This window comes from Paenibacillus oryzisoli, assembly GCF_001653565.1.
In the GTDB taxonomy this organism is placed as follows: Bacteria; Bacillota; Bacilli; order Paenibacillales; family NBRC-103111; genus Paenibacillus_E; species Paenibacillus_E oryzisoli.
Window position 1 is genome coordinate 307,408 of sequence record NZ_LYPB01000069.1, and the last position, 14,452, is coordinate 321,859.

Below are 14,452 nucleotides of genomic sequence, written 5' to 3' on the forward strand. Positions count from 1 at the left end.
GGTTAGCTCCTTTCAATATGGACTTCATCTGGGCGGTAAATGGAAATCACTTGCCCCTGTTTATCTGCAGCAAAGAGCACGGAACGCTCTTTCTCCAATGTAAAGGCATACGTAGCATCACTATCGGTGTCCCGAACTTTGACAGCCACATCCCAGGCAAATTCTGAGACAAAGACATACAAGAAACCGTCCTTGAAGCTCAGTTTTCTTCCGTAAATACCCGGGATATCGCCTTCAAGCCACTCCAATCCGCTGCTGCACTCGGCAGCATTCACGGCATAACGGTAAAGTGTCGCTACGGTGTCCATCCGATCGTTTATTTCGACTGGCAGCGGGCTCCAAATCAATCGGCCATTGCCCAAAGGAAGATCGACAACACGATCCCCATGAACGCCTGTCTTCGTTTCCGAACTTCCAACACGTACTTCTTTTAACGTTTCGGCAATTCGGCGCCGACTATAGGAGACATGCAGTGAAGTGCCTTCCAGGTCAAGCATTTCTTCTCGACGTACATTGTGAAGTTCTGCTTCACCAAGCTCATCGACGAGACGCGGCTTGTGCTTCCAGTACGCGTCAAGGGAGATTGGGCCTGTTGCCAATAATGTCGCACCTGTGCGCTTCACATTATCAATCAACTTCACCCAAGCTCCTTCATCCAAATTATGTGCGCTTGGGAGTATAATCAGCTTCGCAGGTTGCCCCTCCAGATGATATTCCGAAGCTGCGCGGAACGGCAGCTTCATCTCGTATGACAGCACACGCGTCATGGCCGTCGTGGCATCGAATGCCAGTTTCCGATTGGAAAAATCGTTGGAGTAAGGGAATACAGCTACAATGTCTTCCAGCTCCCGCTCCTGGAATAGGTCTCTGATCTCGCCCATGAAGCGGCCGAAATCATAGGAAACATCCGCTTCCGGTTTCTCTGTGCCATCAGCACGAAGCGCTCCAATGTGAGACTCGTTCGCATTGTCCATATAGAAATTGGTGTTCCAAATCCAATGAATGGCTCCTGCGCCCCCCGTTGCAAAGGCGTAAGCATATTTGCGCTCCAGCATACTGCGCAGCTCGTTCTCCGAACGTTTCGCACGTCCATCCGGGGTCTCGACATACATAATGCCCGTCTCTTGAATCACATTCGGTTTATGGGCTGTTTTGGCAAAGATGCCATCCCAAACAAGGTTATCGTTCAGCCACCACGAATGGACGGTGGTGTAATCTACCGCTTCTTCGTAGAAAAGCGGTGAAGGCCGCTGCGCGCCAAGAGCTTCATCTTGACCAACTACAACAAGATGCCCAGGAACGATGTCTTTGATAGTATCGTATAGTTGTTTGGCCCACTGGTTGTGCATCTCCATCGAGAATAAGCAGTAATCCAGCCAACGTGTCCCTTTTTTCGCCCGGTGCATGTCTTGCACATCGAAATTGATATCAGACGCTTCGGGAATTACGGCTGCTTCATACGTCGGAAGCTGCGCAGGCGTCATATTCCAGCGTTCTTGCAGTTCTTCGATGCGCTCATGCCGCTGCTTAAGCCACGTAATGAAAGCTTTCCTCTCATACTTATCCCGACTGGAACGAGGTCCATCCGAGAATATTTGAGCGGGATCGAACATCGATGGCTCGTTAATCAGGTCCCAATCCACATGAGTCGTCGCCACATGTCGGGAAACGATGGAGCGGATAAACCGCTTCTGCGCTTCCACACTTTGCGGATCGAGATAGGGATTCTCCCCTTCCCAAGTTTCAGGTGTGAAGGAGAAGAAGGTAAACGTTACCTGTAGATCATGTTTTTTGGCTGTCAGGAGGAAGGCATCGATTGCTCTCAATACTTCTTCCGAAGCATGGCCATCAACCTGCATGATATTACGATAAGCGGTCCAAATCCCCGTACGAATCCAGTTAATGCCTGCTTTGGCCATTTGGGCCATATCCCGATCCCAGACATCGCTATTCGGCAGGAATAGGAATTTGCGAGCCACATCGGACGTCATGTACGTCATGCCAACTACGGGAAGCGGACGACCATCCTTGATGAAATAATCGCGTCCGCAAGTAATGGGCTGACCTTCTGCAAGAAGCCCCGCGTCGTGCCCCCAGAATCCTTGGCGAAGTATGCGCTGTTCGCCATCCTCGGAGATTGCCGTACACGTTACGCGATACAAACCACGCTGTATTTCAAGCGGTACAGGAATGCGCAACACGTTGAATTCTTTGTTAACTTGAGCGGTGAGACGATGCGTCCAAGCATCTTGCATACCCTTCTCATGCTCGACACGAAGATCCAGTGTCCACGCTTTAGTGCCATCGTTATCTCCGATTAGCTGCGTTTGAATTGTAAGCATCGCGTGCTCACCAGGTTCATAGCTGGCATAATTCGGCTTGATCCACAGCTCTGTCACACCGCTCGCACAGAATCTCGCCCATTGGACCAATTTCTGCGCGCCGCCTTCGCTCCAAAATGAGGGACTCAGCGGCACATTAACGAACATCCAGCGCGAACCGATAAACGCACCGCGCGAATTTTCCCATAGGACGACAGGAGCCGCTATTTCGCGTCCTCTCTTGCCAATGCTTTTCAGAAGCGGATAAATCTGTGTGCTCATCGTACCCGAAGCACCCATCTGATGAGGCAAATCACTGTCTCGCGTCGTATGCGGCACCATATTCCAAGTATCGGCAAGCGCGAATAAGGATTCTTGCCCTTCCAGCAGCGGTAAAGTTTCCGACGTGGAATAAGAGCGGAATTGCTTATCTTCAACCCGCAGTATCTCATGAATATGCAGCTGCTGGTGATAGCCCGTCTGCTCCGACTCCACATGCCAATTCTCATTTTCCCAGCGAACAGGATGCTTGAAGGCTGCGCCGCCAATACTCAGCAGGCCGCCACCGCGCTGCAAGAACGCCAGAATGTCTGTCCACGCCTCTTTCGGAAAATACGGCGCATGCAAATTGACGAAACATCCGTGGGGAGCTGATCGCAGTGCCTCTCCAAGCTCATGGACACCAACGACAATTGCTCCTTGCGCCGTCAACTGCTCGATGGGCACATCGCTCCACGTACTGCTCGGGAATCCGGGTTCATGGAATATAAGGACCGGACGACTCATAGAAGACCATCCTTCATAGCTTGATAAACCAATTGAGAGAACAGGCTGTTCGACCATGCAAACCATTTGCGTGTAAAAATGGTTGGATCATCAACGTGAAAACCTTCATGCATGAATCCCGTATCCGCATCTGTCGCCTCCAGCATCGCGATCATCTCTAGCTTCTCTTCCGCCGTCGATGCCGTAATCCCTTGCATGGATAGAGCCATATGCCAAATGTAATCATCTGGTGTATGCGGACTTCCAATACCTCTAGCTACCTTGCCTTCAAAATAAAATGGATTCTCTTTGCTGAGCGCAAAGCGTCTTGTATTTTGATAAATAGGGTCGTCCGCGGCCACGTAGCCTAGATAAGGAATCGACATAAGTCCTGGCGTCCCGGCATCATCCATCAGGCAGTGATTGCCGAAGCCGTCCGTTTCATACGCATAAATGGGACCAAATGTCGGATGACGATAAATCCCATACAATTGAATGCCATGATCAATGTCTGCTTCAAGTGCTTTGAGTTGTGCCAGGAAATCCATGTCACGGAACACCCATTCCGCGAATTCTTGCATGTGGCGAAGAGCGACTACCGCGAACATATTCGCTGGAATGTTGTAGTGAAAGTCACACGCATCGTCGCTGGAGCGGAAGCCGGACCATACCATTCCCGTATAATTCACAGGCATGCCTAAGCCATTATTGCGCAGCGAGTCGGTCGGTATCCCATTATTACGTGTAAATCGGTAAGGCGATTTCTCGAAGTGATGCTGCTCGGTTAGGAACAACTCGTAAATCTTCACCATCGCTGCTTTGAAGCCAGCATCAAAGATATCCGTCAATTCGGTTTCCTTCCAATACGCATACGCCAGACGCATCGAGAAACATAAGGAATCGAGCTCAAATTTACGCTCCCATACCCATGGAGACATCTCTGTCTGGTCTGCTTTGTTCCAATGCCAGTCATTGGCCGACTCATTAAACGCATTCGCATAAGGATCAATATGAATGTATTGAACATGACGTTTAATTAAACCGCTTATGATGCGTTGAAGATCCGTATCTTCTTTGGCAAAGGGCACGTAATGCATAACCTGTTCGACAGAATCACGCAGCCAGGATGCTGGGATATCTCCCGTGATGACAAACGTAGTGCCGTCTGGCATCAGCTTCGTTGTTGTTTCTAATGTATTTGGAAAACAATTTTTAAATAATTGCAAGAGTTTAGGACGATGTGCCAGCTTTTCTTCGGCTTCCAACAAGACATCTTGAATGGCTTGGGGCAGTTCCAGCTTAGGCATCGGAATTTTGGGCAGTCTGAATTGTTCCACGGTAAATCCTCCACATTCTATATTCTACGAAGTTGGTTTAAGGCACTACTCTTTTACAGCACCGATCGTCAAGCCTTGAATGAAGTAACGCTGGAAGAACGGATATGCGAAAATAATCGGTCCAGTCGCAAGCACGACCATCGCCATCCGTGAAGTATCCTGCGGCAGTGATTGCAGCAAGCCGATGCCAACTGAAGGGTTGCTCGTATTCTGAAGCAGGAACTGCATGCTGTTCTCAATCCGCATCAACATTGATTGCAGCGGCACCAAGTTCGGCGTGTCGATGTACAGCAGCGCATTGAACCAATCATTCCAGTACCCCAGGGTACTGAACAAGCCGATCGTCGCGAGTCCTGGCAGGGATAAGGGCAGCACGAGCCTAATGAAGATGCCGAATTCGCCGGCTCCATCGATTTTACCCGATTCAATAATCGCGTCTGGTACAGATGTACTAAAGAACGTACGCATAATCATGATGTAGAAGGCATTGCCTGCTAATGGCAACACCAAAGCCCACAAGGAATCCTTAAGCCCGAGCAATTGCGTCATTACAATATAAGTCGGCACAAGTCCGCCGTTGAAGAGCATTGTAAAAAAAGCGAAAAAGCCGAAGAAATTTCGGAATGGAAAACTTTTCCGCGAAATTGCATAAGCGAACGTAGAGGTCAGAATTAAGCTGACAAGCGTACCTACAACCGTCACAAGTATGGTGACCCCATAGGACATCAGCAATTGATCGCCTGCTTTGAAGAGATAACGGTATGCTTCTAGGCTCCATTTCTCCGGAAAGATGCTATATCCGTTCGTATTCAGCGATTTCTCATCCGTGAACGAAATAATCGTCACAAACAGAAACGGGAACACACAGGCAAGGGTAAACAGACCTGCGGCCCCATGAGCGAACATATTCAAAAGTGGCGGTAATTTATGAAAGTCTTGTTTTTTCATCGGTTTGACAGCATTCATAGCCAGTTCCTCCTTTCCGAAATCCTAGGTTAAAAGAGTGCATTGTCTCTATCGAATTTTCTAACGACATAGTTCGAAGTCATCACGAGAATGAAGCCGATCACAGACTGATACAAGCCAGCCGCTGTACTCATGCCGATTTCTCCCGTAGATTTAAGGCCCCGGTATACGTACGTATCAATAACGTTAGTTACGGAGTATAACGTTCCGGAATCCCTAGGCACTTGCAGGAACAGTCCGAAGTCTGCATAGAAAATTCGTCCGATCGCCAGCAGCGTCAGAATCGTCATTAATGGTTTTAACATCGGGAAGGTAATGTGGCGGATTTGCTGCCATTTGCTCGCACCGTCAATCATCGCTGCTTCGTATAGCGATTTATCGATCCCCATGATGGCAGCCAAATACACAACAGAGCTGTAACCAACTGATTTCCAGAGGTACACGAGAATAATGATCAGTGGCCAATACGTCTTGTCGTTATACCAACGAATCGGATCCACGCCAAACCAAGGGAGTATATGATTAAGCATTCCTTTATCCACACTTAGGAAACTGAATACGAAATAGCCAACGATGACCCATGATAAGAAATAGGGCATGAACATACCTGTTTGATAAAGCTTAGCAAGCTTTTTATTCGTAATTTCGGATAACACAATGGCGAGTCCAACGGACAGCACCAGACCTGCAATAATGAACACAATGTTGTATAGCAGCGTATTGCGCGTAATGATATAAGCGTCGTTCGTACTAAAAAGGAATTTGAAATTCTGTAAGCCAACCCACTTGCTCTCCACAATACTTGCCCAAAATCCATCACGGCTGTAACGGTACTGCTTGAAAGCAATCACCATGCCTGCCATCGGTAAATACGAGAAGAACAGGAACCAAAGCGTTGCCGGTAATGCCATGAGCAGCAGCACTCTGCTTTGTTTAACATCTTTGAAAAAAGTTCCTATTCTGTTCATACAATCACCCCTTCCTTTGATAACAAGACAAAGATCAGGTGAATGCAGAACATTCACCTCATCCTCGGGCTTGCCTCTATTTTTTGTTAGCTGTTTTCCAAGCGTCAATTTGACTTTGTGCTTCTGTCATAATTTTATCCAATCCAGCTGCTTTGAATTTCTCGTTTGCAAGCGGAATGTATTTATCCGGATCAACAGTACCCGTCATCAGTGTTGCCCAGAACTCTTCTTTCACGTTCTGTACAGCGGCGATTTCGTTGATGACTTTAGTTGGATCGAAGTTAAAGCCAAGAAGCGGAGCAGGTACGCCTGTATCGTTAAATTTCTTGAACTCTTCCCATTTGTTCTCAGGGTCTTTCACATCTTTGTATGTCAAAAGTACATTACCAAGGGAGAACGTAGGCATATCGTAGTTTTTGGATGCCGGTTGGTTTTCCATTTTGTCATTGCCGACTTTTTTGTAGTGCTCGCCTTCAATTCCGGAATCAACCATGTTGCGAAGCACTGGATCTGTGTTAAGCAGGTTCAGGAATTCCATTGCTTTCTCCGGATATTTGGAGTTAGCCGAGATTGCTTGCATGGAGCCCATAACAGACCAGTTATAAATAAGAGCAGGGCTAGCTGGTTTGGATACGACCGGGTATCCATAGCTTGCTGACCAAAGGTTGTCCGCGAAAGGTTGATTCGTCGCTTTATCTGCGAACCACTTGCCCGTCACTTGAACATCATTCAAGGAAGTCAGCGTGGATGCTTCCGTTGGAATGTAGCCTGCTTTGTAATATTTATTCATTGTTTTCAAAGCTTGTTTCATTTCTGGCGTGTCGAGAATGTTAACGACTTTCAAATCTTTATTGTCTACGCTAACAGCCATAGGCATTTTCTCAATGATGTAGTCATAAGGCACATACGGCATATAGTTTTTATCAACAGCCAATCCGTAAATGTTCGGCTCTTTCGCTTTAATCGCTGAAAGGAGCGGCTCTAAGCTTTCCAATGATTTCACGTTATCTAAGCTAAGGCTATATTTATCCGCCAGCGTTTTGTTGAAACGCCATACGTCTTGTGCCGGCAGCTCTTTATTCGCAGGAACACCGTAATTGTGACCATCTACTTTGGAGCCGTTAAGGAAAGCAGGATCCAATGCTTTGACGATGCCTTGTCCATTTTTTTGCAGCAACTCGTCGATCGACTTGAATGCACCTTTACGTGCATTTTGCACATAATCAAATGCCCATGAAGACGTGAACATTATGTCCATAGGTGTGCCGGAAGCCGTCATAACTTGCATTTTTTGAGCATAATCGCCCCAATCCGTCATATTCATCTTCACCGTAACACCGATTTTCTCTGCGGTGTATTTGCTGACTTCAGCCATTACGCGATCCACATCTTTCTGTGGCGTTCCGATTGTATACCAAATTAATTCAACGGGTTTATTCGCTGTCGCATTCCCTTTCGCATTATCGGCCTCTTTGCTGCCGCAAGCGCTAAGCGTCATAGAAACAGCTAATGTCAATCCAAGTGTTGTGACCAAACTTTTTTTCATTTTTTGAGTCCTCCCTAGTGAATACTCGTCTGTTTGTCTACGCCCGTTGGGGCTATATTTACAGTACTGCATGAAAGCAATTACAAATAGACGATAAACTAAATAAACCCTGTCTAAACTAAAGAAAAAAAACGCTACCATCTTCTATTAGATGAGAAAAACTTCTATCGAAGCACTTCGAGGATGAGCGACCGCGTTTTAAAGGTAGTTTTTATCGCCAATTATCAAGACGTTTTCGGGAACCGAAAACTTATACTTTCTAATGTGGTAAAAAAAAAGACTGCTTCTAAGTATTCCTAGAGCAATCCACGATAATCCGTTGGCGAGATCCCTACATATTTTTTGAATTGTTTATAAAAGTAACCCAATTCGGAGTAACCTACCTCTTTGGCGATCTGATGTACCTTCTCATGCGTTGTCTTGAGTAGTTCTTTCGCCTTCTCTACTCGGAAACGGTTCATATACTCCGTGAATGTTTCATTAATCTCTTTCTGAAACAGCTGCCCTAAGTAAACGGGATGGATGTGGTAGTGAGCACCCAGCATTTTGAGCGAAAGCTCCTCTGCGTAGGACTGCTGCACATATCTCAACACCTGCTGCACAATCGGACTTCGAACATCCGAAACCAAGAAGCCAATTGTCGTCTCGGCAATCTTCAGGATGGCAGCTTCCAATTCTTCCAGCGCGACCGCCTTGCGAATCTGGTCAAAAGCAAGATGATACGCCTCCAGTTCTTCTGTATGACGGATTGCTTTGATTTCCAACTTGAAATGAATGACCATTTCAAAAGCAATATTCTGAAAATCGTGCGGTGTAATTCCTGGCAAAGCTTGAATTCGCTTAAAGTCGTTATGAATGCAGGCACGCAGGTTTTCTAGATCTTTGGTAATAATAAGCTTGGCATAGGATGGCCAATCAATGATTGAGAAATCTACCTTAGGATCCTCCTGATGCATAGCCAACTCCTGATAATCGATTAGTGACAGCTCCGGATATATCCAGAAATACTCCTGCGCTTTTTTGGCGGTTTCATAGCTTTGCGTAACCCCATCCGGCAGATGACCGACAGTCCCCACAGAGATACGTACCGATTGGTCTTGAAACTCGGTATGAAGGAGCTGGAGCAACGCCATCAGTTCTTTTTTCCCCTCGTCAATTTGATCCATGGATGCAAGCAGCAGAATATCACCGTCCATATCAAGGAAAACGGTCACCCATTCGTAGGTATTCAGCCGCGACGTAATACATTCTAAGCCCTTGTCTGCATGGACAGGCATTCGCAGAACCGCTGCGACCATGTAGGGGTATGCTAAGTTGATGCCTAGAAGCTCTGCACGTTCATAGAACTCGAGCGGCGCAATCTGCTGCGTCAGCCAGCGATGCAGCGTGTTGTCTTTCAAAATTTGCTTGCTGTATGCCTGAACCAACTGCGTCTCGTTCATGGTATTCAGCTTCTCTACGGTATTTAGTAGCGAAGCCTTGAGTTCTTGGATGTTAATCGGTTTGAGCAAATAATTTTCGATGCCTAGCTGCATGCCTTCTTTCAAATATGTAAACTCATCAAATCCACTCAGCACGATCACTTTCAGTTCTGGGTGAACCGTTCTTGCATGCCGAATCAAGTCTAGTCCATTCATAATCGGCATGGAAATGTCCGTCACCAAAATATCGACCGAGGTTTCTCGTAAAGCGTCCAAAGCCTTCTGTCCATTGCTGGCATGCCCCACAATCTCCAAGCCAACTTCCGCCCAATCAATAATGTCATACAACCCTTCTATAATGAAAGGTTCATCGTCCGCAAGAAAAACCCTAAACATCGTCCACCTCCGTTCCACCGTCCATCGGCAACCAGATTTCAACAATCGTTCCTTGGCCTGGATGGCTATGTAGTTTCACACCGTATTCATTGCCATACAACAGTTTAAGCCGTTGATTGATGCTTCTGAGCCCAAATGACTCTCCTTCCAATTCCTCATCTTCCAGGAATAACGTCAATTCATGGAGCCGCTGTGGCGTAATGCCGTTGCCATTGTCTTCAATCTCCACATGTAGAAAGGCTCCTACCTGCTTCACTCGGATCTGCAGCTGATTATCCGAGCTTTCGCTTCGCAAACCATGTACAATGTAATTCTCAATGACCGGTTGCAGCGACATTTTCATCACACGCACAGACCCGAGCCGCCTGTCCCACTCCATCGTATACGTGAATTTATCCTTATACCGAATTTGAAAAAGTTCCAGATACAGACGACAGGCTTCCAACTCATTCTGAAGCGTATAAACCTTCTTCTGTTGGACAAAACTTCGGAACAGCGCCGATAAGCTGTAAATCATTTCCCCAACATCATGTGCACCTTGCGAGATAGCCCGCATCCGAATCACTTCCAGTGTATTATAGAGGAAATGAGGGTTAACCCTAGCTTGCAGCGCCGTCAGTTCCGTCTGCTTTTGCTTAATGTTCGCTTTATAGACTCGATCAATATAGAGGTTCAATTCCTCAATCATCTCATTAAAACTCCGTGAGATTTGCCCAATCTCATCCTCCCGCACATCGGGTATTCGCACACTGAGGTCACCTTGCTTCACCTTTCGTGTAAATCGGATGATTTGATTGGTCCGCTTGGCGACACTCATCACAACCAGGAACGGAATCAGGATGGCGAAAAAGATACATATGGCACTAATGAGTACAATCGTACTGCGGATTTTCTTCGAGGTAGCCTCCAGTTCCTTGCGGGGAATGATGCTGACCGTGCTGAAATTCCCTTTGCTTTGCGTAAGCTTTGTCACATAGTCGCCTTGGCTCGAACCACTATTCTCATACATGGCATTAATCGTATCCATATATGGATACGGCTTGCCAACGTATTGATTCGAAGAATCAAAGAGCACACCGCCGTCCGGCGCCAAGACAAGAAGCGTCCCTTTCAGCTCGTCCTTATCGTTCTGCAATATCTTCCAGATCGCATCCGTACTATAATAAACGACCTGCTGGCCAATCGTCTTCAGCGTTAACTTGTCCGTAATCGGCGTTCGAATCGCATATAGGTTGGGATCCCATTGCCCGATCGCTTCACGCAGCCAAACATTAGGCAATTCTACACTTTTGCTTTCGAGAGCCATCACATCTGGAATATAAGAGCGTGCGCGATTCGTGGGAACGAATTTCATCTGCCCATTGCGACCCAGCGCATATAAAGTCTGCTGATCCTCGCTATATAACAGCAAATTACTAATATTTTTGTTATCTTCCACCTGATTTTTAAAATATTGCAGCCCATCACTCCACATGCTGTTGCCGCCTAAATTATACTGCTCCAGACTATGCTGCACATATTCTTGAAAAGGATGCTGCAGCATAAACGATACACCCGAAGCCAGCGAACTATCCCGATAGAGGCCAAAAAGGATCGACTGGGCTACATCATAAGTTCCACCCAAATAGTTATTAACGTTCGTCAGTGCTTTTTTCTGTATATCCAGCTCTCTATTAATCGCCGCTTGAGACATCGAATAGTACATAAAATAAGAAAACGAAATAATCGTTAGTACAGTAATCAATGAAAAGAGGAGCAACAGCCTCATGAACAAGTTATTTTGCAAATAATTCCGATAGATCTTGCGCAGCACCATTCTAGTTATCATCTCCTGGCCTTAATCGGGTTCATTATAGCACAAAATTCTCAGGGGATGAATTTCGTGCTACTTGCAGAGAAACCTAGATAATGTGCCTACATGCATGGAAGGGGATGTCCCACTCCGCATGACATTTAGATGTAAAAACTGCAGTTAATGTGCTCGAATATGAGGTATTTTCGTGATTAGATGGAGAAAATACAGGTAAATTACGGGAAGTCGTTTTATAATCTATAAGTCAATAACCCCCCGCTGATTGTTTCAAATGCTTTAAATAACGGGCACGTATCAATAGGAAGTACAGGATTTGCGCGGCAAGGAAGACGATACAGACCGTAATGGCCGATTGAACAACCGGTGCATGAAGCAGGCTATGCAGAGCGTAGAGCGCAACCGAGCTGTGAATGAACGCGATCGCGAGCGGTACGAAAAACAACAGAGCCATCTGTAGAGTGGCCACCTTCTCGAGCTCCTTGTCGGTTAATCCGATCTTCGTGATGGAACGGTACTTCATCTTGTCATCGTTGAGATCGGTAAACAGCCGGAAATAGAGAAAGCTTCCCGATGCAACAAAAAATATGCAGCTGACAAACCCCCCGACGAAAAGTGTCAGCTTATAAGTCCGCTTCATCTGTTCTTCCGAATAGGCAGGGGATGCAAACCAATAATTAGAGGTTTGAGCATTTCCGAGCTTCTCAGCGATGGCCTCCCCCGTGTCCGCCGTTGAATTGGCGCTGTCCGTATCGTAAGCAGTTATAAGCTGATCATTTCTCGGATTGCCTAAGGAGTCAAGTATCCCATCCTGGACGATTAACAGCGGTTCATCGACAATCATTGGCGTGACCGCCTTGCCGACGGTTTGTTTCACATCCAGTATGATCGATGCCCCCTTAACTGACCACTCGTGTTCCGGAAACGGCCGGTTCTTCATCGTCCAGATAGCCGCCGCTTCATTTCCCTGAAGCGACAAGACTGGATAATCCAAGGCTTTCGCAAGCTTGGCATACTCGGACAAGCGGATGAAGTTCAGCGATTGTCCATCTATTAATTCGAAGTTCGCTATTTGAACGGTCAATTTATCATAACGAATCCCCCGTTCTAGAAGCGCTTGTTCGATTATTTTCGTTTGATGGGCTGCTTGCTCGGCATCCCCGTTAGTTTGACTATAGGTATAGGCGAACGGATAAGCATCCGAAATTTGCTTGTGGATGGTTTCCAGAAATCCCATCAAACCGCCCATAGCGCAAATCGCTACTGTCGAAACGATCGTCACGAGAAAGAACATGCGAGCGTTGTCCTTCAGGCGATACGTCATGTCGGACAAAACCAGCACATTCGTTTTGCGCAAAAAGACAGAGCGATTGTTTCTTAACGTACGAATCACAAACACGCTCAACTGTGCGTACATCAAATACGTACCGATGATGACCAATACTGCGACCGGCAAAAGAGCGAAAACGACCGAAGCTCCTTGCACCAGGAACGAGATGATGTATCCCGCAAGAAGCAGGCAGAACGCCGTGATTGAAAGAAAAACGGAAGCTTTAGGCTCAGACTTCGGTTTGGCACTGCCATTCAGCAGATCGATGGGCTTGCTGGCTCGTACGAATGCGGCAGTGAACGCGGAGATGACGACAAACAACAGCACGAATGCAGACAGCGTGAGCAGAATTGCTTGGCTAGGCATGTAGGATGGCAACGGGCTCATCTGCATCAGATCGGCTCCGATCATCATGAATAGTTTGGCGAACAGCAGTCCCGCGGCAAGCCCCCCCACTATGGAAGCGAATCCGATCACCATGCTTTCGATAAAGACGATCCAACGCAGCTGATTGTAGGTCATGCCGAGCATGATAAGCACGCCGAATTCCCGTTTGCGGGATTTCAGGAAGGCGCTGACAGAGTAGAATACGAAAAAGATGGAGAACACATAGACAATATATTCCGCAACCGTCATTTCCTGAAGGGCCGACCAATTGAAACCAGAATTTTTAATTGCAGGGTGAAAAATAAAAACGGCATAAATGAAAAAAATCATCACCGAAAATGTGCTGCTCAGAAAAAAAGCGGCATATGTCCGTTTGTTCCGGCTAACATTGCGGAAGGCGAATTGTCGCAACGTCATTTATTTAACCCTCCCATTAGCGAAAGCATATCGATAATCTGTTGGAAGAAGGCCTGCCGGTTGTTCCCCCGATAAAATTCATTATAGAGCCGACCATCCTTGATGAATACGACCCGGTGGCAGTAGCTCGCCGCGAGAGCGTCATGGGTAACCAGCAGCATGGTCGTATGATCGGCTTGGTTGATGGCTTCCATCGTTTCCATGACATCACGTGAAGATTTGGAATCGAGATTTCCTGTCGGCTCATCGGCCAGCAGCAGCGAAGGGGTATGGATGATCGCCCTTGCAATGGACGCCCTCTGCCTCTGCCCTCCCGATACTTCATAGGTTCGTTTATGCAGAATTGGGGTGATGCCCAGTTTTTCGGCCACTAGATGAAGTTTGGCGTCCATCTCTTTCACACTTTTCCCATCCAACGTAAGCGGGAGGATGATATTTTCCCCGATCGTCAGCGTATCTAGCAAATTAAAATCCTGGAAGACAAAGCCCAATTTCCGTCTGCGAAACAGGGCCAGATCGTGTTTGGATAATAAATGGGGATTCTCCCCTTGAATCAACACTTCTCCAGAAGTAGGCGTATCGATTGTGGATACTACATTCAGCAGGGTTGTTTTGCCGCTGCCTGATGGACCCATAATGCCAACAAACTCGCCTTTTTCGACAACCAGGTTCATGTCACTCATCGCCCTATACGCAATGCCGCTGCCATCATAAACTTTTCCTAGATTGCGCACGATTAGCATATCCATATCCATTATTCTTCCTTTCACGAAGTCGGAATTTCCAGT

Annotated in this window: 9 protein-coding genes; all 9 read right to left on the reverse strand. The window is 46.8% G+C overall.

Features of this window, described 5'->3' with window-relative positions; all coding sequences use genetic code 11:
• Nucleotides 1-2: 2 nt before the first annotated feature.
• Nucleotides 3-3,107 carry a beta-galactosidase gene (locus tag A8708_RS15855; RefSeq protein WP_068665046.1) on the reverse strand — a complete coding sequence of 1,035 codons (3,105 nt, stop codon included), beginning with the start codon at nt 3,105-3,107 and terminating at the stop codon, nt 3-5.
• Entirely contained in the window at nt 3,104-4,423 is a 1,320-nt protein-coding gene (locus tag A8708_RS15860) for a glycoside hydrolase family 125 protein (RefSeq protein ID WP_068665048.1), read from the reverse strand. The genes A8708_RS15855 and A8708_RS15860 overlap by 4 nt, the downstream gene beginning before the upstream one ends.
• A 45-nt stretch (nt 4,424-4,468) precedes the next feature.
• Entirely contained in the window at nt 4,469-5,389 is a 921-nt protein-coding gene (locus A8708_RS15865) for a carbohydrate ABC transporter permease (protein ID WP_068665050.1), read from the reverse strand.
• A gap of 29 nt (nt 5,390-5,418) precedes the next feature.
• Nucleotides 5,419-6,357 carry an ABC transporter permease gene (locus A8708_RS15870; protein WP_068665052.1) on the reverse strand — a complete coding sequence of 313 codons (939 nt, stop codon included), beginning with the start codon at nt 6,355-6,357 and terminating at the stop codon, nt 5,419-5,421.
• Nucleotides 6,358-6,433: 76 nt separating this feature from the next.
• A complete protein-coding gene (locus tag A8708_RS15875) occupies nt 6,434-7,903 on the reverse strand; it encodes an ABC transporter substrate-binding protein (RefSeq protein ID WP_068665054.1) in 1,470 nt (489 codons plus the stop codon).
• A gap of 296 nt (nt 7,904-8,199) precedes the next feature.
• Nucleotides 8,200-9,720 carry a response regulator transcription factor gene (locus A8708_RS15880; protein WP_068665056.1) on the reverse strand — a complete coding sequence of 507 codons (1,521 nt, stop codon included), beginning with the start codon at nt 9,718-9,720 and terminating at the stop codon, nt 8,200-8,202.
• The gene (locus A8708_RS15885; protein WP_239696711.1) at nt 9,713-11,548 is read right to left on the reverse strand and encodes a histidine kinase; all 1,836 of its coding nucleotides are present in this window, start codon (nt 11,546-11,548) and stop codon (nt 9,713-9,715) included. The genes A8708_RS15880 and A8708_RS15885 overlap by 8 nt, the downstream gene beginning before the upstream one ends.
• A 229-nt stretch (nt 11,549-11,777) precedes the next feature.
• Nucleotides 11,778-13,664: an FtsX-like permease family protein gene (locus tag A8708_RS15890; RefSeq protein WP_068665060.1), complete on the reverse strand. Its 1,887-nt coding sequence runs from the start codon at nt 13,662-13,664 to the stop codon at nt 11,778-11,780.
• On the reverse strand, nt 13,661-14,413 hold the full coding sequence (locus A8708_RS15895) for an ABC transporter ATP-binding protein (protein ID WP_068665061.1): 753 nt from the start codon (nt 14,411-14,413) through the stop codon (nt 13,661-13,663). The genes A8708_RS15890 and A8708_RS15895 overlap by 4 nt, the downstream gene beginning before the upstream one ends.
• Nucleotides 14,414-14,452 lie beyond the last annotated feature (39 nt).